Annotated in this window: 20 protein-coding genes; 14 read left to right on the plus strand and 6 right to left on the minus strand. The window is 63.8% G+C overall.

Going from position 1 to position 21,566, the window contains the following annotated elements; translation table 11 throughout:
* Positions 1–53: 53 nt before the first annotated feature.
* Both P6U30_RS28990 and P6U30_RS28995 read left to right on the plus strand, forming a co-directional pair.
* Positions 54–467: a hypothetical protein gene (locus tag P6U30_RS28990; RefSeq protein ID WP_407166231.1), complete on the plus strand. Its 414-nt coding sequence runs from the start codon at positions 54–56 to the stop codon at positions 465–467.
* The gene (locus tag P6U30_RS28995) at positions 467–1,147 is read left to right on the plus strand and encodes an OmpA family protein (RefSeq protein ID WP_407166232.1); all 681 of its coding nucleotides are present in this window, start codon (positions 467–469) and stop codon (positions 1,145–1,147) included. Before P6U30_RS28990 ends, P6U30_RS28995 begins: the two co-directional genes overlap by 1 nt.
* Positions 1,148–1,182: 35 nt before the next feature.
* Here the strand turns inward: P6U30_RS28995 and P6U30_RS29000 are convergent, their stop codons facing one another.
* Entirely contained in the window at positions 1,183–1,605 is a 423-nt protein-coding gene (locus P6U30_RS29000) for a MerR family transcriptional regulator (RefSeq protein WP_407166233.1), read from the minus strand.
* 171 nt (positions 1,606–1,776) lie between these two features.
* Here P6U30_RS29000 and merBA point away from each other — a divergent pair, with 171 nt between their 5' ends.
* From merBA to P6U30_RS29015, 3 genes are all read left to right on the plus strand, one after another.
* Complete coding sequence (gene merBA, locus P6U30_RS29005) at positions 1,777–4,047, plus strand: bifunctional organomercurial lyase/mercury(II) reductase MerBA (RefSeq protein ID WP_407170558.1); 2,271 nt, start codon at positions 1,777–1,779, stop codon at positions 4,045–4,047.
* 164 nt (positions 4,048–4,211) lie between these two features.
* On the plus strand, positions 4,212–5,135 hold the full coding sequence (locus P6U30_RS29010) for an ABC transporter ATP-binding protein (protein ID WP_407166234.1): 924 nt from the start codon (positions 4,212–4,214) through the stop codon (positions 5,133–5,135).
* Positions 5,132–5,893, plus strand: coding sequence for an ABC transporter permease (locus P6U30_RS29015; RefSeq protein WP_407166235.1), 762 nt, complete (start codon positions 5,132–5,134; stop codon positions 5,891–5,893). The genes P6U30_RS29010 and P6U30_RS29015 overlap by 4 nt, the downstream gene beginning before the upstream one ends.
* Positions 5,894–6,037: 144 nt before the next feature.
* Here P6U30_RS29015 and P6U30_RS29020 read toward each other — a convergent pair whose 3' ends face one another.
* Positions 6,038–6,364: a hypothetical protein gene (locus tag P6U30_RS29020; RefSeq protein WP_407166236.1), complete on the minus strand. Its 327-nt coding sequence runs from the start codon at positions 6,362–6,364 to the stop codon at positions 6,038–6,040.
* 286 nt (positions 6,365–6,650) lie between these two features.
* On the opposite strand from P6U30_RS29020, the gene P6U30_RS29025 reads away from it, so the two are divergent.
* Both P6U30_RS29025 and P6U30_RS29030 read left to right on the plus strand, forming a co-directional pair.
* Entirely contained in the window at positions 6,651–7,430 is a 780-nt protein-coding gene (locus tag P6U30_RS29025; protein WP_407166237.1) for a L,D-transpeptidase, read from the plus strand.
* A 320-nt stretch (positions 7,431–7,750) separates the two neighbouring features.
* The gene (locus tag P6U30_RS29030) at positions 7,751–8,593 is read left to right on the plus strand and encodes an alpha/beta hydrolase (RefSeq protein WP_407166238.1); all 843 of its coding nucleotides are present in this window, start codon (positions 7,751–7,753) and stop codon (positions 8,591–8,593) included.
* 46 nt (positions 8,594–8,639) lie between these two features.
* Here the strand turns inward: P6U30_RS29030 and P6U30_RS29035 are convergent, their stop codons facing one another.
* Positions 8,640–9,197 (minus strand): DUF308 domain-containing protein, encoded by a 558-nt coding sequence (locus P6U30_RS29035; RefSeq protein WP_407166239.1) that lies wholly within the window; start codon positions 9,195–9,197, stop codon positions 8,640–8,642.
* Between the two features lie 141 nt (positions 9,198–9,338).
* Here P6U30_RS29035 and P6U30_RS29040 point away from each other — a divergent pair, with 141 nt between their 5' ends.
* Entirely contained in the window at positions 9,339–9,944 is a 606-nt protein-coding gene (locus tag P6U30_RS29040; RefSeq protein WP_407166240.1) for a TetR/AcrR family transcriptional regulator, read from the plus strand.
* Between the two features lie 573 nt (positions 9,945–10,517).
* Positions 10,518–11,528 carry a hypothetical protein gene (locus tag P6U30_RS29045; RefSeq protein ID WP_407166241.1) on the plus strand — a complete coding sequence of 337 codons (1,011 nt, stop codon included), beginning with the start codon at positions 10,518–10,520 and terminating at the stop codon, positions 11,526–11,528.
* A 100-nt stretch (positions 11,529–11,628) separates the two neighbouring features.
* Here P6U30_RS29045 and P6U30_RS29050 read toward each other — a convergent pair whose 3' ends face one another.
* Positions 11,629–13,890 (minus strand): spermidine synthase, encoded by a 2,262-nt coding sequence (locus P6U30_RS29050; protein ID WP_407166242.1) that lies wholly within the window; start codon positions 13,888–13,890, stop codon positions 11,629–11,631.
* 189 nt (positions 13,891–14,079) lie between these two features.
* Here P6U30_RS29050 and P6U30_RS29055 point away from each other — a divergent pair, with 189 nt between their 5' ends.
* Positions 14,080–15,681 (plus strand): phytoene desaturase family protein, encoded by a 1,602-nt coding sequence (locus tag P6U30_RS29055; RefSeq protein ID WP_407166243.1) that lies wholly within the window; start codon positions 14,080–14,082, stop codon positions 15,679–15,681.
* 321 nt (positions 15,682–16,002) lie between these two features.
* Here the strand turns inward: P6U30_RS29055 and P6U30_RS29060 are convergent, their stop codons facing one another.
* Entirely contained in the window at positions 16,003–16,167 is a 165-nt protein-coding gene (locus P6U30_RS29060) for a Flp family type IVb pilin (protein ID WP_407166244.1), read from the minus strand.
* A 158-nt stretch (positions 16,168–16,325) separates the two neighbouring features.
* On the opposite strand from P6U30_RS29060, the gene P6U30_RS29065 reads away from it, so the two are divergent.
* Positions 16,326–17,210: a 50S ribosomal protein L11 methyltransferase gene (locus P6U30_RS29065; protein ID WP_407170559.1), complete on the plus strand. Its 885-nt coding sequence runs from the start codon at positions 16,326–16,328 to the stop codon at positions 17,208–17,210.
* Positions 17,211–17,212: 2 nt separating this feature from the next.
* Positions 17,213–17,713 carry a hypothetical protein gene (locus tag P6U30_RS29070; RefSeq protein WP_407166245.1) on the plus strand — a complete coding sequence of 167 codons (501 nt, stop codon included), beginning with the start codon at positions 17,213–17,215 and terminating at the stop codon, positions 17,711–17,713.
* A gap of 7 nt (positions 17,714–17,720) precedes the next feature.
* On the opposite strand, the gene P6U30_RS29075 is transcribed toward P6U30_RS29070, so the two are convergent.
* The gene (locus P6U30_RS29075) at positions 17,721–17,918 is read right to left on the minus strand and encodes a hypothetical protein (protein ID WP_407166246.1); all 198 of its coding nucleotides are present in this window, start codon (positions 17,916–17,918) and stop codon (positions 17,721–17,723) included.
* A 249-nt stretch (positions 17,919–18,167) separates the two neighbouring features.
* Between P6U30_RS29075 and P6U30_RS29080 the strand changes: the two genes are divergently transcribed.
* On the plus strand, positions 18,168–19,997 hold the full coding sequence (locus P6U30_RS29080) for an aminopeptidase P family protein (RefSeq protein WP_407166247.1): 1,830 nt from the start codon (positions 18,168–18,170) through the stop codon (positions 19,995–19,997).
* Positions 19,998–20,257: 260 nt separating this feature from the next.
* Positions 20,258–21,538, plus strand: coding sequence for a multidrug effflux MFS transporter (locus P6U30_RS29085; RefSeq protein ID WP_407166248.1), 1,281 nt, complete (start codon positions 20,258–20,260; stop codon positions 21,536–21,538).
* The last annotated feature ends 28 nt before the right edge of the window (positions 21,539–21,566 follow it).

Below are 21,566 nucleotides of genomic sequence, written 5' to 3' on the forward strand. Positions count from 1 at the left end.
CCTTTCTTTCGTAGCTCTTGACCATCGCTGAATTCACGGGTTGAGATGGCCCCATGGTCCGGGCAGGGTTTTTCTTTTGTGTCATCGCGCTTACTGCGCCGTCGCTGGCGGTGGCGGAGACGCTGAGCTTTGGCGATGCGGCGGCGCAGCTCGCCAAGGCCTGCGGCACTGACATCACCGCCAATTGCCGCGGCGTCAACCTCGATTCCAACCGGCTCAAGGAATGCCTGTCGCGTAATCGGGACGCGATCTCGGCCGATTGCAAGGCAACCTATTTCTCGACCTTCGACGCCATCCAGAAGCGGATCGCTGCGCGCATCACCGTCGCCGGCGCCTGTCGGCACGAGATCGTCAAGGTGTGCGGCGGCTCGACCAAGGAGACCAGCAAGTCCGTGCCCTGCCTCGTCGCGGCGAAGAATCTTACCCGGAATTGCGCGCAAGCCATCAACGACGCGGGGTATCAGTGATGCGCACGTTGATGCGAGGCCTGCGCGACATCGCGATGCTCGGTGGGCTGGTGCTGCTAACGATGCCGTCCGCGCCTGCGGCGGCGCAAACGGCAGCGGCCACACGCGACGACATCGTCGCCAAGCTCGACCATGTCGATCACGCCGCCGATATCGACGTGCCCGCGCTGCGCCAGCAGGTGCTGGAGCGGTCGCGCTCGCGCTCGAAGAACGAGCCGCCGCCGCAAAAGCGGCCGCCGATCGCGCCCGAGCTGACCGGCCTGCCGGCGTTCAACGCCGACATCCAGTTCGACGTCGATACGCCGATCGTGCTGCCGGGGTCGTACCAGACCGTCGGGCGCATCGCCGACGCACTGGTGCACGCCTCGTTGCAGCCCTACAATTTTCTGATCGTCGGCCACATCGAATCGACCGGCCGGCGCGAGAGCAACGCGATCCTCAGCCAGCGCCGGGCCGACGCGATCCGCGACATCCTCGTCAACACCTTCAAGATCTCGGCCAAGCGCCTGCAATCGGTCGGGCTCGGCGAGGAGCAACTGCTCGACCCCGCGCATCCGAACGCGCCGGTCAACAATCAGATCCAGATCGTGACCCTCTCCAAGGTCGCCGAGCAAGCCGAGCCGCCGCCCGCGCATCCGGCGCCGGTTGCGGCCGCCAAGAAGCCGGCGAAGAAGCGGTAAAGCGCCTGTGCCGTGCACGCCGTCTGTGCCACGACTTATTTGCGTCCCGCAAACAACGTTTCAATCAGCGGGCATTCCGGCAGCGCGCCATCGGCACACCGTGCCACCACGTCCTTAAGCACCCGCTCCATGCGCTTGAGATCGGCGATCTTCGCCCGCACGTCATCGAGATGTGCGGCGGCGACCGCACGCGCCTCGGCGCAGGGCTGTTCGCGCTCGTCAACGAGGCGCAGCAGTTCACGAACTTCATCCAGCGAAAAACCGAGCTCGCGCGCCCGCAGCACGAAGCGAAGGCGGCGCTCGTGCCCCGTATCATAGCTTCGGTAGCCGCTCGCCGTGCGCGGCGGCTCTGGCAGCAGGCCGACTTTCTCGTAATAGCGCACGGTCTCCAGATTGCAGCCTATCCGCTCCGCGAGCTCGGCCCGTTGCAAGCCCCTCACCACGGCGTGATCACGCATCCGACAAACCCTTCTTGACCCTGTAGTCGCTACAGACCGCATGTATGGGCGCGAAGGATTTCGGCAAGTCAGGCGGCTTGGAGATGGTCGGATCGCGATCCGGAACGATGAATGTCGCAACGTTCCGGAGAACGCGCACGCAATATCCGATGGTCGAGCGAGGTTAACATCATGAACGATTGCTGCACATCCTCCGCATCCAGGTTTCCGATCCGGCAGAGCTTTGTCGTGCGTCCCGGCGTCACGTTTCCGGATTGGTCGGTGGTCGCCTCGTCGGCGGTCCGAGACGCACTCGTAGCAATGGTCGGATCCGACCATGTGTTCGATCGTTGGAGCGGCTATGACCCTGTCACGGACCGCGTACGTGTCGCGCTGCTCCAGCTCTATGCCGAGAACGGCCGCGCGCCGACCCCGACCGCGCTTGCAGAACGCGCCGGCTTGAGCGCGCCAGCCATCCGCCCTCTGCTGCAAGAGCTCTGTCGCCGCGACCTCCTTGTCCTCGACGGCGGGCGGATCACGGGGGCCTATCCATTCACCGACCACGACACGGGCCATCGGGTCATGCTCGGTCGAACCCAAGTTAACGCGATGTGCACGGTGGACGCGCTCGGCATCGGCGCCATGACCCGCCGCGACACCGCAATAACATCGCGCTGCCACCATTGCGGCGCGCCGATCCGTATCGTCACAGGGAATCGAGGGACCGCGCTGGCCAATGTGGAGCCGGCGACCGCCGTCATGTGGCAAAGCGTCCGCTACGAGGGCGCATGCGCTGCGAACTCACTGTGCGCAACGACCGCCTTCTTCTGCTCGGACGATCATCTTTCCGCTTGGCGCGATCGGCGCCCGGACGAGCCGGGCTTTCGATTGTCAGCCCAGGAAGGCCTTGAGGCCGGTCGGGCATTGTTCGGACCAAGCCTGGCTGGCCTGGATGCGGCGGACCATTCGGGCAACACGGAGATCGAGGGCGGCGGGCCAATGCCGCTGGACGCGGCACCCGATCCATCGGCCAATTCTCGTGTCCGTGCAAGCGGCCGCAATGGCAGCGCTTACGATCTCGTCGTGATCGGCGCAGGCTCCGCCGGCTTTTCGGCCGCGATCACGGCCGCCGATCAAGGCGCCCGGGTCGCGCTGATCGGCAGCGGGACCATCGGCGGCACTTGCGTCAATATCGGGTGCGTGCCGTCGAAGACCCTGATCCGTGCGGCGGAGAAACTCCACAATGTACGCGCGGCGGCGCGTTTCGCCGGCATCTCGGCCGAGACTGAATTGACTGACTGGCGCGCGACCGTGCGCCAGAAGGACGACCTCGTGTCCCAAATGCGCCTGGCCAAGTACATCAACATTCTCCCGGCCCATAACGGCATCACGTACCGTGAAGGATCAGCCCATCTCGCGGAGGCTGGCGTCGAGTTGGTGGACGGCGCGGCTATTCGCGTCGACAAGACCATCATCGCGACTGGTGCGCGGCCGGCGGTGCCTGCCATTCCCGGGATCGAGGCAATTCCGTATCTGACCAGCACCACCGCGCTCGACCTTGCCGAGCTGCCGCGATCGTTGCTTGTGATCGGTGGCGGTTACGTCGGGGCGGAGCTGGCACAGATGTTCGCCCGCGCCGGCGTCAAGGTGACACTGGTGTGCCGGTCTCGTCTGCTCCCCGAGGCCGAGCCGGAGATCGGCGCGGCCCTGACAGGGTATTTTGCAGACGAAGGGATCGCCGTCGTTTCGGGGATATCCTACCGCGCAATCCGCAGGACGGAGAATGGTGTCGCGCTCGCGATCGTGCGCGACGGCGAGACCACGACAATCGACGCGGCCCAGGTGCTGATTGCCACCGGACGCACACCCAACATCGAAGGCCTTGGGCTCGCCGAACAGGGTATCCTCCTTTCGCCCACAGGCGGCATTGCGGTGGACGATCGAATGCGGACCACAAAGGCCGGCGTCTATGCGGCCGGCGACGTCACCGGCCGCGATCAGTTCGTTTACATGGCCGCCTATGGCGCCAAGCTCGCGGCGCGCAATGCCCTCAACGGCGACAGCTTGCGCTATGACAACAGTGCGATGCCGGCCGTCGTATTCACCGATCCCCAGGTGGCGAGCGTCGGGCTGACCGAAGCCGCGGCGCGCGCGGCCGGACATGCGGTTCGCGCCGCGGCGATCAGCCTCGACCAGGTGCCCCGCGCGCTGGCTGCGCGTGACGCTCGCGGCCTCATCAAGCTCGTCGCTGATGGCGGGAGCGGCCGGCTGCTCGGCGCGCACATCCTCGCACCGGAGGGTGCCGACAGCATTCAGACCGCAGCGCTTGCAATCCGGCAGGGCCTCACCGTCGATGACCTCGCGGAGACGATTTTTCCGTATCTCACCACCGTCGAGGGCCTGAAGCTCGCGGCGCTCTCCTTTGGCAAGGACGTCGCCAAGTTGTCCTGCTGCGCCAGCTAGCCTGGCAGGGCATCACCGCCGGGGGCTACGCCGCAGAATAAATTTTCTGCCCGATCGGGTGATTGCAGAACGGATTGGGCGTTCCTATCTGCCGATAACCCTCACCCCCGCCCCGTTCCCCGGGCGCCGCTTTGCGCGCCCCTCCCTCATGCCATCGCCTGTCCATGCCGCCGATCATCTCCGTCTCCAACCTTTCGAAAACCTACGGCTCCGGCTTCAAGGCGCTGAGCAACATCAATCTCGACATCGCCAAGGGCGAGATCTTCGCGCTGCTCGGGCCGAACGGCGCCGGCAAGACCACGCTGATCAGCATCATCTGCGGCATCGCCAATCCGAGCCAGGGCAAGATTTCGGTCGGCGGCCACGACATCATCAGCGACTATCGCGCGGCACGGTCGATGATCGGGCTGGTTCCGCAGGAGCTGCACACCGACGCCTTCGAATCGGTCTGGGCCACCGTCAGCTTCAGCCGCGGCCTGTTCGGCAAGCCGAAGAACCCCGCCCATATCGAGAAGGTGCTGAAGGACCTGTCGCTGTGGGACAAGAAGGACAGCAAGATCGTCACGCTGTCCGGCGGCATGAAGCGCCGCGTGATGATCGCCAAGGCACTGTCACACGAGCCGCAGGTCCTGTTCCTGGACGAGCCGACCGCCGGTGTCGACGTCGAATTGCGCAAGGGGATGTGGGAGGTGGTGCGCGCGCTGCAGGCCTCCGGCGTCACCATCATCCTGACCACGCACTACATCGAGGAAGCCGAGGAGATGGCCGATCGCATCGGCGTCATCAACAGGGGCGAGATCATCCTGATCGAGAACAAGACGACACTGATGGAGAAGCTCGGCAAGAAGCATCTCACGCTGCAACTACAGAGCAAGCTCGATACGATCCCGCCAAATCTCGCCGCCTACAACCTCGAACTGTCCGGCGACGGGCGCGCGGTGACCTACGACTACGACACCAAGGCCGATCGCAGCGGCATCACCAGCCTGCTCAACGATCTCCGCAATGCCGGAATCCGAATCTCGGACCTCGACACCAAACAATCTTCTCTCGAAGATATCTTCGTCAGCCTCGTGAGGGCGCCATGAACTACCGCGCCATCCGGGCCATCTATCTGTTCGAAATGGCGCGCACCTGGCGCACGCTGCTGCAAAGCATCGTCTCGCCCGTGGTGTCGACCTCGCTCTATTTCGTGGTGTTCGGCGCCGCGATCGGCTCGCGCATCACCCAGGTCGAGGGCGTGAGCTACGGCACCTTCATCGTGCCGGGGCTCGTCATGCTGTCGGTCTTGACGCAGAGCATCTCGAATGCCTCGTTCGGCATCTACTTTCCGAAATTCGTCGGCACGATCTATGAGATCCTGTCGGCGCCGATCTCCTACTTCGAGATCGTGATCGGCTATGTCGGTGCCGCCGCCACCAAATCGATTATCCTCGGCCTGATCATCCTGGCCACCGCCGGCCTGTTCGTCCCGCTGCACATCGCTCATCCGGTCTGGATGCTGACTTTCCTGGTGCTGACGGCCGTCACCTTCAGCCTGTTCGGCTTCATCATCGGCATCTGGGCCGACGGCTTCGAGAAGCTGCAGATGATCCCGATGCTGGTCGTGACGCCACTGACCTTCCTCGGCGGCAGCTTCTATTCGGTGAACATGCTGCCGGCGGGTTGGCGCACCGTCACGCTGTTCAATCCCGTGGTCTACCTGATCTCGGGCTTCCGCTGGAGCTTCTCCGAGATCGCCGATGTCAGCGTGCCGCTAAGCCTCGGCATGACCGTAGGCTTTCTGGTCGCCTGCATGGCCATCGTGGCGTGGATCTTCAAGACCGGCTACCGACTCAAGACTTGACGTCGTTCACAAAGTTCACGTAGCCCGGATGGAGCGAAGCGCAATCCGGGAGCTTCGTGAGTTGAGTGGCGAGCGGCCCCGGATTTCGCTTGCGCTCCATCCGGACTGCGCTCCTCATGACGCCGCGGAAAGACGACGACTGCGTCAATAGCAATAGAAATGGCCGTGGCGGTAATAGCCGCGGCAGCGATGGCCGCGCCGCCAGCCGCGGTCGGGAATGCCGAACACGCCCTTGACCGCACCCACAGCGCCGCCGACGCCGGCGCCGACGGCTCCGCCGACCACGCCGCCCACCGGTCCGGCCACCCGATTACCTTCATAGGCGCCCTGCTGGGCTCCGCGAACGATGCCCTGGGCATGGCCGGCATGGGGGATTGCCAGCGACAGGGCGAGGGCTGCGGCCGCGAACAGGAGCCGCGCGAATGGGCCGGCTGGGACGGCGGCCGCGCTCTTAACCTTGCTGTTGTTCATCTCGATTCCTTAAAACACGACGCGAATGCGCCGCTTGGCGGGATTGTGAAATGCGCTTGCGGCCAAATGGTTGCGCATTGACGGCCAATTGGGGTCGATGTCGCGGCTTGCTCGCGAAAAAGTCAGGACGTCGTGACTGACAAACCCGCCATCGGCCTTGCTTGCGCCGCGCCCCCGATTAACGATGGCTCGCGGTCCACTGGAACCAAAAGCGGATTCCGTGCATATTGGTTGCCGGGGACGGACAGCCACGGCGCTGCGATCAGGCCTGGAGGCCAAAGGTAAGATGCGTTCCTTCCTCGTTGCATTCACCACAGTGATGCTTTTCACCGCCGGCGCCGCGCAGGCCAAGGTCGATATCACCATCGACAAGGACAATCAGCAGATGACCGTCGCGGTCGACGGCGTCACGCGCTATCACTGGCCGGTCTCCACCGGGATCCCCTCCCGCGAAACGCCGAACGGCACCTTCCGCGCCTTCCGCATGGAGGAGGATCACTTTTCCAAGGAATTCGACGACGCGCCGATGCCGCACTCGATCTTCTTCACCAAGATCGGGCATGCGATCCACGGCACTGACTCGGTCAGTCGCCTTGGCACGCCGGCGTCGCACGGCTGCGTGCGGCTGTCGCGCACCAACGCTTCCACGCTCTACGCGCTGGTCGAGAAGGAAGGCGTGCTCAACACCACCGTGACCTTGACCGGCTCGGCCCAGGTCGCACTGGCGCGCAACCCGCGTGGGCGTAACGGCACCGCGGTCGCCCGCCGCGCACCGCAGGACCAGGACTATGATCAGCAATATGGTGCCGCGGGCGAGCCGGTCGTGCTGACACCGCAGCCGCGCGAATATCCGGCGGCGCGCGCCGACGACGGCTATATCTATCCTGCCGACGGCAGTTCGACCGACCGCCGCTATCCGGCGCCGCCGTCAAACCGCCGCGTTTACAACGCGCAGGGCTACGGCCAGTACTACGGCAACCAAGGCTACGCGCCGGCACCGCAAGGTTACTACCAGCCGCGGCCATCCTATCAGCAGCAGCGCGGGTTCTTCACCTATCAGGACTGATGTGAGCGAGTGCGCGTTCGTCTGAACGCGCACCGCTGCGTTCCCCAAGTTTGCGGTCAGTGACCAAACTGCTTTTCCATTGAGCGTCTGCCGATTATGACCACCGCTCGTGCATCCCGGATTTCACCTGCTTGTGATCTGCGCAGGACGTTGCCCCGTGTCCGCGCGGTGGCCTGTCGTATGATCGTCATCTCGCTGTAAAGGTTGACCTTGATATTCCGCGGCCACAGCGCCCGCTCGGCTCCCGGCTGCAGTTCGCACGAAGTGCCCGATCATGCCCGAACCAGCGCGCGTCAGGTTCCGCAATGTCAGGGGCTGAAATGAAACGGGGCATCGTTGTCTTTTGCCTGTGCGTCGTGGTGATCGTCGCTTATTGCACGACGGACGCGTGGGCGATCCGCCACACGATGGTGACGTTCCACGACATTCTGCGCGATGACCGCACCGTCACGGTCGAGATCGCAGTCCGTCGCGACCGCGCGATGCAGTCCCTGGCCGAAATGATCGATCTGCCGGTCGCGATCCTGAGCCACGGCAACACCGTCAAGAACACCGAATACTCGTTCCTCACGAACGTTTTCGCCGCCCGCGGCTACCTCGTGGTCAGTGTCCAGCATGACCTCGATACCGACGCTCCGATGGTGACCAAGGTCGGCGAGGAATATGTCGGCCGCCGCATGCAATATAATCGCGGCATCTCCAACATCATGTATGCGATCGACGAGATCAGGAAGCTCTACCCGCACGCGGACTACCGCCACCTGACGCTGATCGGCCACTCCAATGGCGGCGACATCTCGATGTTCTTCGCCAAGCAACATCCCGACATGGTCCGGAAAGTGGTCACGCTGGACAATCTGCGCGTGCCCTTTGTCACCAATGGCAAGATCAAGATCCTGTCGTTCCGCTCGAAGGATCCGCACTTCAAGTCGGACCCGGGCGTCGTTCCTGACGACGCGACGTGCAAGAGACTCGGGATCAAGGTGGTCAGAACCGAGTTCCAGCACAACGACCTCAGCGATCGAGGCCCCGACAGCGTCAAATCCTCGATCCAGGCGTCGGTGGAGCAATTCCTCGACGAGGACGACGGCGCGCCGACAATGCCGCTGCTCGCCGCGTCGACGCCCGCCTCGGCGAACGCAACGCCGACGGAGAGGAAATAGCTGTCGAGGTGGCAGTGAAGCCGTCGCGCTCCACGTCCGGCGGCGCCTAGGCGTGCGCGCTGCGATAAGCTACGGCGACGAGCCAGATTGCGGAAAGCAGGAAGTAGAACGCGCCGAAGCCTGCATAGGGAGCAATGTCCAGAATGGTTGGCGCAACGGTGCCAATGGATCGGCTGACCATATAGCCGCCGGCGAGGGCCGACTGCGCACCGCTCAGGATCATCGCCCATTGCGCGCCATAGTGACGCCAACGCCTGACGCCGGTGGATAATTGCAGCACACCCGACAGGATCGCCCAAACTCCGAATACGGCCAGGACGGCATATGTGCTGTGGCTGATCACCGCGATCACGGCGAGCGCCGTCACCGTGCTGACCACGACATTCAATGCCTGCGATGGGTTGGCTTTCAGACCGCCGTTGACCCCGGCGTCAGCCAGATTGGCAATGGCGTCCCATGCCGGGTAGACCACGAGCAGAAGCCCGACAAGGCCGGATTGCTGGCTGAACAGAACGGCAGCGGCAACCCAGGCGATCGAGAAGATGGCGCGCGCAAGATAGTAGGATCGTAGCCAGGCCGATTGGGACGAAGATTGACTTTGCATTGGGGTGCTCCTTGCCCTTTGTCTACCTATCAGTAGGTAGGCAAGCTGTTCCGAGTCAACCGATTGTTCGGTCACGACTTCGTTTGAACCGGGAGCGCTGCAATGGCTTGACAACTTACCTACTGGAAGGTAGGCGCCGACATGAGCTCGATGACTTCCACCTCAGAAAAAATTCTCGATGTTGCCCAGTCTCTGATCGTCGCGGGAGGCTACAACGCGTTCAGCTATGCCGACATTTCGGATGCGATCGGCATCAGGAAGGCGAGCATCCACCATCACTTTCCGACCAAGGCCAAGCTGGTCTCGGCGCTGGTGGATCGCTACAGGCAGCAGGCCGAGCTGGGCCTGAAGTCTCTCCAGGAGCAGCTCTCAAGCCCCGCCGATCAACTGCAGTCCTACATCAACTTCTGGCAGACGTGCATTCGCGATTCCTCGCTGCCGTTCTGCGTCTGCGCGATGCTTGCCGGCGAGATGCCGATGCTGCCGGAAGAAGTCTCATCACGCGTCCGGGCCCATTTCCATGGTCTTGCCAGATGGCTTACCGCAGTGCTGCGGGCTGGCGCAGAGCAGCACCTGTTCCAGTTGGACAAGCGGCCGGAAGACGAAGCTCAAATGCTGATGGCATCGGTTCACGGAGCAATGCTCTCTGCGCGGGCCTTCAACGATCCCGGCCTGTTCGCTGCAGTCGTGAATTCCCAGATAGCCAAGCTGCTAGTAGCGGGTCGCTCGAGCAAGAAGTTAGGTTGAAGTAGCGACCGCGAATAAGCTGCGCCCCTCTCTTCCGCTTGCAGGCAGGGGGAAGCGAATCTGCGATCTGACAGATCAACCACAATCATCGTGCTTTGGAGAAGTCGGATGGAAGTCGTTGACAGATGATCGGTCAGGGCCGGAGCCGTGATCTGGCACATCTGTCGGTTTGCAGGTTTAGCGACGAGACCGATCGACCCGACTGCTCGCCATCGCACAGGCGATGATACGTGGCTCGACAGTAATTGGGGTTGGCCGGTCTCACCGGACACAGTTCGATCATCGCAAGCCTCGAGTCGGCGCGGAATTCACTGCGGGTCCTTTCGTGACGCCAACTCTTCGGCGCGCGAGCGTTTTGGCGAAACAAAGGCAAGCCGAACAGGCCTTGCAATCAAGGCGCGTACAATCTTCCCGGGGGCGCTTGACTTTGTTCTCTATTTGTTCTAGTATCAAGCTTTGCTCTTGTTTGGCTGGTAATACCGATGTTCGGTTCGTTTCCTCATGCGCTACGCGTTGCATATCTCGTCGCTTGCGTAACATTGCTTGTGCCGCCGGCTTCAACCGATACAGCGAATGCACAAGAGAGCCGTCAGTCGCCGCCCCCCCGCGCTCGTTCCGACATTTGAATCGCTGCCTCACACCGCACTGGCGAAGGCGCGCTTCGATGGCTGGTGCGGCCAGAATGACCGATATCTTCTCGACGAGAACGGACAGTTGAATGCCTATGAGGCCGGTACCAAGGTCGCAGCGGTGGCCGTTTCGCCCGGTAACAGGTGGCAGTGTCGCAGCGACGGCCGGCAGTTGATCAACATCATCGGACCGCATGTGTTCATGGTTGATATTGCAAGCGGCGACAGTCAGTGGATTGCGTCGACGGATGGCGCGATAGCGTTCTCGCCGGATTTTGAGAGCGTCGCGAGCTCCGGTCCGCTGGAAATAAAGCCGCAGGCGCCTCAGCTCAGGGTCATTCCGGTCAGAGACAAGCGGACAGGAGACAAGACGGAACGGCCTGAGTGGATCAAATGGAGCGAGAATGGCTCGAAGATCGCCGTCGTCTATCCGACGTCCGTCGAAATCCTGGACCGCAACGGCGTGAATATCGCCTCGATGGCGAAATCAGGCATTGGATGGGTCAAGAACGGATGGTTCGAAGAGGATCAACGAGCGCTGACACTTTTTATTGAAACAGAGCAACCTCCAGGATCCATTCTCAAATGTAGCGTCGCCGGAAAAAGGTGCCTCGCCCGCCCGCGAATTGAGTCCATCTCGATCGGTGGGCGAGGAACTGTGGCCACCGTGATCCCCTTGGGCAAGCCTCCGGTGCGGGAAGACGACTCGATCCTCATTTCGGCGAAATACGCAGCCGAGATCAGAAAAGCTAATTCCAGCCTTCTCGTACGTCAGGTGTTTTCGACCACAACCGGCCGTTGGTCATTTCGAATCGCGGTGTCCCCTTCCGGAAAGTGGTCGATCCTGACGTGGGACGACGAAAATCAACCAGGATGCGTATCCGGCGAGGGCAGCGCCAGCGTTTACAAATGCACGCAGGGAATCCTCGTGGATTTGACCAAGGTGAGTAAATGACTGATCGCTTCACACTTTTTAGGATCGTGCTCTAACGCCACTATTGCGAAACGGCAACGACGTTCGGCGTGCAAACTGTGTGCGCCATTGGTCTTTCGCCCTACTGCTCGCCGTCGCGCAGGCGGCGGTAGACCGCGCCCAGCACGTTCGAATAGTCGTCGGTCCAGATCCGCTGGTTTTCGTTGGCAGGGGTCGCGGTCCAGACGCTTGACGTGGCGAGCCTGCCGACATCGGCCTCATCGCGCGCCGAGACCACCACCGAGGTCGCGAAGATATACTCGTTGTCGCGCCCCGAATCCTCGCTGTAGACCCAACTCGTCATGTCGTTGGCGTCGGCGATGCCAACCACGACGCTGGCCAGCTCGAGATGCCGGTTGGAGACATGCATCACCACCGCGCCGTGCGGCGCGAGCTTCGCCTTGTAGATCGCCATCGCCTGCTTGGTCGCAAGGTGGATCGGGATCGCATCCGACGAATAGGCGTCGACGATGATGAGATCGTAGAGTCCGTCGGGCTCCCTCGCGAAGGTCAGCCGCGCATCGCCGATCGCCGGCTTCAGGTCCGGCTCACAGCTCTGGATATAGGTGAAATATTTGGGGTCGCGGGCGGTGTCGACCATGCTCTGGTCGATCTCGAAGAACTTCCAGTCTTCCCCGGGGGCCGATGCACAGGTCAGCGTGCCTGAGCCCAACCCGATCACCGCCACCTTCAGCGGCGCAACTTTGCGCTCGCGCATCGCCGTGATCGCCTGCCCGATCCCGCCATCCCTGTGATAGTAGCTGATCGGCTCCGGCCGCCCGGTGACCGGCGTACCGTTGTCGTTCTTGAATTTCTGGGCGCCGTGGATCGTCGTGCCATGCATCAGCACGTGATACTGCCCGTTCGGCGTCACCACGATCTTGTGCACGCCGAAGAAGCTGCGCACCGTATCGACGCGCCCGTCGTCGGACGGATAGGCGCGCAACAGCACCAGCGCGACCGCGACGGTGGCAAAGACCTTCCATCGGTCGGCATTCAGCGCAAAGACCAGCAGCGCGGAAAACACGCCGAGCCCGCCGATCATCCAGACCCGGCGGCTGTCGAGCCAATTGAACACCTCGCCGGACCAGTAGGACGGCGCAATCAGCGCGACTGCAATGACCGCGAGGAACGGCCAGTACCAGGCGCTCCAGCGCGGCAGCCGCTCGGCGCCGGAGGGTCGGCACAGCGCCGCCAGTGCCAGCAGGATCGGATATTCGGCGACCCATGAGAAGGTGAACGGCGCGATCAACCCCGCAAACAGGCCGCCGACCATGCCGCCGAACGACAGCGCCACGTAGAAGCCGGTGAGATATTTCGCCGCGGGACGCGTGCGCGCGAGCTCGCCGTGGCAGGCCATCGCAATGATGAAGAAGCAGAGCTGATGGCCGCCGAGCGTCAGCAGCAGATTCTGCTCGCCACCGAATGCCAGCAGGACGACCACGCCGGCGATTGCCAGTGGCTGGGCCAGCAGCATCCATTTGTGCGGTAGCAACGGGCGCGACTGAAACACCAGCACCCAGGTCAGAAGATATAGCGACAGCGGCAGCACCCAGAGCAAGGGCGCGGCGGCGACGTCGGTCGAGATATGCGCTGTCACCGCGATCAGAAGGCCCGACGGCACCGCGGCGAGGAAGATCCAGCGCGCGCGCAGCAGCCAGGACGGCGCCGGTGCCGCAGCATCGTCAACCTGCATGTTGCGTATCGCGGCAGTTGCCGGCGCGAACAGCAGCAGCGCGCCGCAGCCCGCGATCAAGACGATGAGGAGGCCGTAGCCGCCCGTCCAGATCAGGTTCTGGGCCCGCAAGGTGAACATCGGCTCCAGCAGCACGGGATACGACAGCAGCGCCAGGAAGCTGCCGATGTTCGAGGATGCGTAAAGGAAATACGGGTCGGGACCGTTGGGATGGCCGGTGCGTACGAACCAGGCTTGCAATAGCGGATTGTTGGCGGCGAGCGCAAAGAATGGCAGGCCGATCGAGACCGCGAACAGGCCGAGCAGCCAGAACGCATAGCCGGAGTTCGGTGGCTCTCCCCAGCCGCTGCGGATCGCAAGCGGCAGCGTCAGCAGCGCGATCACCAGCAGCGCCAGATGCACCACGACCGGAACCGCGCGGTTGCTGAGCTTCATCAGGAGATGCGCATAGGCATAGCCGCCGAGCAGCAGCGACTGGAAGAACACCATCGCCACCGACCACACCGCTGGCGAGCCGCCGAGCCGCGGCAGCACCATCTTGGTGAACAGCGGCTGCACCGAGAACAGCAGCAAGGCGCTGACGAAGATCGCGGCGGTATAGACAACCAGCACCAGCCGGTTTCGCGAGGCTGACGGCTCAGACGTCATGAAAGCTCCGGCATGAACCCGGCAGGCGCCGGAGGCGAACGGTCCGGCGAGGTCGCGCCGGGCAGGTTGACCTGAGCATATGGCAGCATCACGGGCAAGAAACGCCGATAACGCGGACTTGACGAAGCGTCGCAACGGCGCGACAGCACGCCTTCGGCTTGTGCCTGATCACTCCTTCTTGAAGCGGACATGAACGAAACGGACGTCGTCATCATCGGTGCGGGGCACAACGGCCTCACCTGCGCAGCCTATCTCGCGATGGCAGGCTTGCGGGTCAAGGTCGTCGAGCGCCGCAAGGTGGTCGGCGGTGCCGCAGTCACCGAGGAGTTCGCACCGGGCTTTCGCAATTCGGTCGCCTCCTACACGGTGAGCCTGCTCAATCCGAAAATCATTGCTGACCTGAAACTGGCGGATCACGGCTTGAAGATCGTCGAGCGCCGCGCACAGAATTTCCTGCCCGCACCCGACGGCAGCTATCTGCTGACCGGCGAAGGCCGCACCAGGGAATCGGTTGCAAGATTGAGCCAGCGTGACGCCGTCGAGATCGACGCGTTCTCGCGGGAACTCGAGGCGATCGCCGACGTGTTGCGCCACTTCGTGCTGCGCGCACCGCCGAACGTCGTCGCGGGATTTGGTGTCGGCGCGATGCGCGAGGCCTTCAATGCGCTTCGTTCCGCCAACGACCTGCGGCGGCTGTCGCTCGAGCAGCAGCGCAACCTGCTCGACCTGTTCACGCGCTCGGCCGGCGAGATGCTCGACGAACGTTTCGAGAGCGACCTGGTCAAGGCGCTGTTCGGCTTCGACGCCATCGTCGGCAACTATGCGAGCCCCTACGCGGCGGGCTCGGCCTATGTGATGCTGCATCATGCGTTCGGTGAAGTGAACGGCAAGAAGGGCGTCTGGGGTCACGCGATCGGCGGCATGGGGGCGATCACGCAAGCGATGGCGCGTGCGGCGCGCGGCCACGGCGCCGAGATCGAGACCGACGCCGGCGTGCGCGAGGTGATCGTCGAGAAGGACCGCGCCTGCGGCGTCGTTCTCGACAATGGCGCAACCATCCGCGCCAAATATGTCGCCTCGAACGTCAATCCGAAGCTGCTCTATACTCGCCTTGTGCCGGCAAGCGCGCTGACGCCTGAGTTCACTGCGCGCATCTCGCGATGGCGGAACGGCTCCGGCACATTCAGAATGAACGTCGCGCTCGATGCCCTGCCCTCGTTCACGGCGCTGCCCGGCTCCGGCGATCACCTGACCGCGGGCATCATCATCGCCCCCAGCCTCGGCTACATGGATCGCGCCTGGCGCGATGCCTGCGACTTCGGCTGGAGCCGCGCGCCCGTGGTCGAGCTCTTGATCCCCTCGACCCTCGACGACACGCTGAGCCCGCCCGGCCGGCATGTCGCGAGCCTGTTCTGCCAGCACGTCGCGCCGCAATTGCCCGAGGGCAAATCCTGGGACGACCATCGCGAAGAGGTCGCCGACCTCATGATCGCAACGGTCGACCACTACGCTCCCGGCTTCGCGGGCAGCGTAGTGGGGCGTCAGATCCTGTCGCCGCTCGACCTGGAGCGGCAGTTCGGCCTGCTCGGCGGCGACATCTTCCACGGCGCATTGACGCTGAACCAGTTGTTCTCGGCGCGGCCGATGCTCGGCCATGCCGACTACCGCGGGCCGCTCAGGGGCCTCTACCATTGCGGCTCGGGCGCCCATCCCGGCGGCGGTGTCACCGGCGCGCCCGGGCACAATGCGGCGCGGGCCATCCTGGCGGACCATCGGAGGTTGTTTTCGTGAACGCGATAGCGCTCTCGGCTACACCGCCCAGATGTGGAGACAGCGGTGGATAACCAGTGGAGAACCGGTGGATCAACCCTGTACGGCGTCGGGCGTCCTGCCGGGAGAGCTAACCAACATGGCTGTGGACAGGCTGTTGAGCGCCGGGCCGGAAAGCGCGGCGTAACCTCCCGTATACCTTGTTGATAAATTTGAGCCCGGTGTGTGGACATCGCGTGGACGTTTGGACTTCGGATCCCCCGCTGCCCTCGGTCCGGGTCGCAAAAAAAGCACCGGGCGACGGCGTCACCCGGTGCGCTGAGAACGCCGTCGCGTCGTCAATTACTTCAAGGATGTACTGATCGAGCTGAAGGTCCCGCTCAGCGCCGTGCCGACGCCGTTCACCGCGGTAATGATGGCGATCGCGATGCCGGCTGCGATCAGGCCGTATTCGATGGCCGTGGCGCCGGATTCATTCTGCAAGAACTTAACGATAATTGCGTTCATGGTAGCCCTGCCCTTTGGTCTATCCGGAACAAGGGACTTGTTCCTGCCTCCGTCCTACTACGGTAAAATCTAAAGTTGATTGAACGCGGTACGCGTAGAATCTCGCGGCAATCGAATCAAAGTTGAAATCTCAGCACGAACCGCGCTACCGGCATTCGATGACCCCCTCCACGCACCGCGCCAGTGTCACCCTCCCCGACGAAGCGACCGCAAAGCGCGTCGTGGACACGCTCTCCGAGGTATTCTTCGAGGATCAGGCTGCTTTCGCGGCATTCGAGCGGCCTGACGGCCGCTGGGATGTCACGGTCCACTTCGCCGACCCGCCCGACGATGCGCTGTTGCGCGAGCTGGTCGGGCACGCCGTGCGACGGGATGTCGCGGAGGCCATGACGTTCGACACCGTGGAGGCAAAAGACTGGGTGAGGGCGAGCCTTGAGGATCTCGTCCCGGTCCCGGCCGGCCGCTTCGTCGTCCACGGCCAGCACGACCGGACAAGGGTACCGCCAAACAAGCTCGGCATCGAGATCGAGGCCGCGCTTGCCTTCGGCACCGGTCACCACGGCACCACGCGCGGCTGCCTGCTGCTGCTCGACCATGTGCTGAAAGCCCATCAGCCGCGCCGCGTGCTCGATCTCGGCACCGGAACCGGCGTGCTGGCGATCGCCACCGCCAAGGCGTTGCACGGCCGGGTACTGGCGAGCGATATCGATGCGCCATCGGTGCGGGTGGCCGAGGAGAACGCCCGGCTCAACGGAGCGGGACACCTGGTGGACGTAATCCAGGCCACCGGCTTCGCGGCACCGCGGTTCGCCGAGGACGGGCCGTTCGACCTCGTGCTCGCCAACATCCTCGCCAATCCGTTGCGGCAATTGGCCGGGCCGATGGCGCGGCACCTCGCCTCGTCTGCGCAGGTCATTCTCTCCGGCCTGTTGACCCATCAGGCGCCGGCCGTCATCGTCGCTTACCGCGCACGCGGGCTGGTGCCGCTGCGACATCTCAAGATCGAGGGCTGGAGCAGCCTGCTGCTGCGCGCCGTGCAGTGACCATGTCCGGCAGACAGTGCGGCGACTGCACGCTCTGCTGCAAGGTGATGGCGATCGAGGAACTGGCCAAGGCCGCCAACGCGTGGTGCGCGCATTGCAAGCCAGGGCATGGATGTCTGATCTACCCGAACCGGCCGGCGGAGTGCCGATCTTTCGCCTGCGTCTGGCTGGTCAACGATCTCCTGGATGACCACTGGAAGCCGAGCCGATCCAAGCTCGTCCTGACGACATCGGACGACGGCCTCGAAGTCCGCTGTGATCCCGGCTTCCCGAATGCTTGGCGCAAGGAGCCGTACCATAGCGAGCTACGGGAATGGGCCACCTCCGGCGAAGCGCTCGACATGACCGTGGTCGTGATCGTCGGTCAGCGGATGACGCTGGTGACACCGGAGCACGAGTTCGATCTCGGCATGGTCGGCCCGGATGAACGGATCGTGCGGGAACTCGAAGGCAACAAGGTCGTCAACGCAACGATAGCGAAGGCGTCCGACCTCGAACGGTAGCTGGTGATTATTCGGAGGGCTCGCGATCGCGGCGAGCAGTCGTCACCGTCAGGTCGTGCCGCGGCGTGCGCCTGATGCGTGCCTCGACGAGGCGGTCCAGCATCTGGACGATGACACCACGTTGCCCACGTTGCTTCTGCTCGACGGGTGCAACAGGGCCATTGTGAACCGGTGGTGTAATCTTCTCAAACGTGAACGCAGGCATGGTGCATCTCCTCGCCGTCGAGTTGAGACACTCCTGGACACTCCCGGAATTTTTTGACGAACGACTTGCCCGGGAAACCGTTCCGTCTTTTCTAATGGCTATGCCACGATTCAAGCATAAGTTATGCCAAATTGTGGACATGCTGGGCCGCATTGGGGAGCGGCCCAGCCGAACTTAGAGCATGACCGGCCAAGGTGGAAAGCATTTTTCCCGACGGACCATGCTCCATCCAAAGAGAGTGCGAAGGCGATGTTCGAAGCTCATTTTCAGACGTTCGAAGAACCCGAAGGCGGCGTGGCGCTAACCGCCCGGCTGAGCGCGTTTCGCGAGGAACTGGCGCGGCGCAAGCTGACCGGCTTTGTGATTCCCCGCGCCGACCAGCAGCAGAATGAATATGTCGCCCCATCCGAGGAGCGGCTGGCCTGGTTGACGGGCTTCACCGGATCGGCCGGGCTCGCGATCGTGCTGGCCAAGCAGACCGCCTTGTTCGTCGATGGCCGCTACACCCTGCAGGCCGGCAAACAGGTCGATCGCAAGGCCTGGGACGTCGAACCATTGGTCGATCCGCCTCCGGAGCACTGGGTCACGCGGCATCTTTCCGCTGGCGATCGCCTCGGATTCGATCCATGGCTGCACACATCGGCGGCAGCCGAGCGGCTGGCCGCCGCCTGCGCCAAGGCCGGCGCGGAACTCGTTGCGGTCGATAGCAACCCTGTCGATTCGATCTGGCACGAGCGGCCGGCGCCACCGCTCGGTCCTGTCAGCATCCACGGCCCGCAATTCTCGGGCGAGATCGAGGCCGAGAAGCTGAAGCGCATCCGGCTCGAGATCACCAAGCTCGGCGTCGATGCGTTGGTGCTCTCCGACAGCCATGCGGTGGCCTGGACCTTCAACATCCGCGGTGCCGACGTCTCGCATACGCCGCTGCCGCTGTCCTACGCGCTGGTACCGAAGGAAGGCCGGCCGCTGGTGTTCATCGATCACCGCAAGCTGTCCAACGCGACGCGCGACCATCTCGAGCAATCCGCCAGCGTCGAGGATCCGGCCGCGCTGACGCCGAAGCTCACCGAGCTCGCCAAGCGCGGCGCCTCGATCGCGCTCGACAGCGCGACCGCGGCGGACGCCTTGAGCCGCTTGATCGCAAGCGCCGGCGGCAAGCCCGTACGCGGCAGCGATCCGGTCAGCATGCTGAAGGCGGTCAAGAACATGACCGAGATCGAGGGCACCCGTACCGCGCATGAGCGCGACGCGGTGGCGCTGACGCGCTTCCTCGCCTGGATCGATCGCGAGGCTCCCTCGGGCGGGCTCACCGAGATCGATGCCGTCGAGGCGCTCGAGACGTTCCGCCGCCAGACCGCGGCGTTGAAGGATGTCTCTTTCCCGACCATCGCCGGCACCGGACCGAACGGCGCCATCGTGCACTACCGCGTCACGCGCAAGAGCAACCGCCGGATCGAGCCGGGCGACTTGCTGCTGATCGATTCCGGCGCGCAATATGAGGACGGCACCACCGACGTCACCCGCACCATCGCGATCGGTCAGCCGACCGATGAGATGCGCGACCGTTTCACCCGCGTGCTGCGGGGCCATATCGCGATCGTCCGCGCGATCTTCCCCGACGGCACCACCGGTGCGCAGCTCGACACGCTGGCACGGCAATATCTGTGGCAGGCCGGCGTCGATTTCGAGCACGGCACCGGCCACGGCGTCGGCAGTTATCTCAGCGTGCACGAAGGGCCGGCGCGGATCTCCAAGCTCGGCACCACGCCGCTGAAGCGCGGCATGATCCTGTCCAACGAGCCCGGCTACTACAAGACCGATGCCTACGGCATCCGGATCGAGAACCTCGAGCTCGTGGTCGGCACCGACATCAAGGGCGCGGAGAAGCCGGTCAACGCATTCGAGACCCTGACGCTGGCGCCGATCGACCGCCGCCTGATCGAGGTCAGCATGCTGAGCGAAGGCGAACTGGCGTGGCTGAACGACTACCACGCCCGCGTCAATCGCGTGGTGCGCCCGCATCTCGACGACAACGCCACGAAACTGTGGCTGGGTGAGGCGACGGCAGCGCTGAAGTAAACAGCGCGAGCATCTCTCCCCACACTCAGTGTCATCCCCGCGAAAGCGGGGGATCCCGTACGCCGCGGCCGATCGGACTAAAACTGACGTCTCTGGAATACTGGGTCCCCGCTTTCGCGGAGGACGACACCGTGCAGAGTTGCGCGACGCGAAACATCATCGTCGCGCCTCCCGGAATCGGCATGGGCGTATGCCGAAACACACGTATTCCGCGCGCACGAGAACGCTACAGTCGATTCACAATGCTGGATCGGACCTGAATGCACGGCGTGATGGGCAAGCCGCCCGGCGCGGCCACGGACAACAACATCGCGACATCGAAGGTTATGCTGCTGATGCTCGTCGTCATGACGGGCGTGGCGCCGATCTCGCTCTACATGCTGGTTCCGGCGCTGCCGGTGCTGGCGACCACCTTTGGCCGCGACATCTCCGTCGCGCAGATGACGGTGTCGCTCTACATGGTCGGCATCGCCCTCTCGCAGCTCATCATGGGACCGCTGTCCGACAAGTTCGGCCGGCGGCCGGTGCTGCTCGCCGGCCTCGGCCTGATGGTGGCGGCAGGCATCGGCTCGGTGTACGCGGAAAGCCTGCCGCAGCTCATCGCCGCGCGCTTCTTGCAGGCGCTCGGCGGCGCCAGCGGCATGGTGATCAGCCGCGCCATCATCCGCGATCTCTATCCACGCGAACGCGTCGGCGCAATGATCAGCCTCGTGGTCGCCGCGCTGATGATCGCGCAGATGGTGAGCCCGCTGACCGGCGGCCTGCTGGAGACCGCGTTCGGCTGGCGCGCGATCCTCTATCTGATCACGGCGGCATCGCTCGCGATCACGATCTTCATTGCGCTGGCCTTGCCCGAGACCCGGCGCGATCGCGCCGAGAGCTCCAGCTTCCGCGGCGATCTCGGCAAGCTGATGCGCAGCCGCGCCTTCGTCGGCTACATGCTGTGCCAGGTGCTGGCCTCGCAGATCATCTTCGCCTTCGCGGGCGGCGGGCCCTACATCGTGGTGATGCAGATGGGGCGCACCAGCGCCGAGTATGGCGCGTGGTTTGCGACAACAGGCTTTGCCTATCTGGTCGGCAACCTCCTGTGCGTGCGCTTTGCGCCGCGACATTCGCTGGAGAGGCTGATCTGGTTCGGCCTCGCGTTGCAGGTCGGCGGCAGCCTCTTGAACCTGGTCTGGAGCTTCACCGGAGTGAACCAGGCCCCGCTCTGGCTGTTCGGCACCCAGATGATCGTGATGGTCGCCAACGCCTTCGTGATGGCCAATTCCGCCGCCGGCGCGATCAGCATCCGCCCCGAAGCCGCCGGCACCGCCTCGGGCGCGATGGGCTTCCTGCAACAGGGAATCGGCTCCCTGATCTCGCAATTCGGCGCCTATCTCGGTGGCCACACTACGACCACGCTGCCGCTGACAGCGGCGATCTCAGCGATCTCGCTTGCCTGCGCGTGCACGATGATCTTCGTCGTGCCGCGGCGGAATGTGGTGGTCAGCGAACGGCTGATCGAGCAGGCGGAAGAGGAAGAAAGCGGGATGATGTGAGTCGCTTGCTCGCGCCACGCCCTCACCT

The organism is Bradyrhizobium sp. ORS 111, assembly GCF_045571485.1.
Classification (GTDB): Bacteria; Pseudomonadota; Alphaproteobacteria; order Rhizobiales; family Xanthobacteraceae; genus Bradyrhizobium.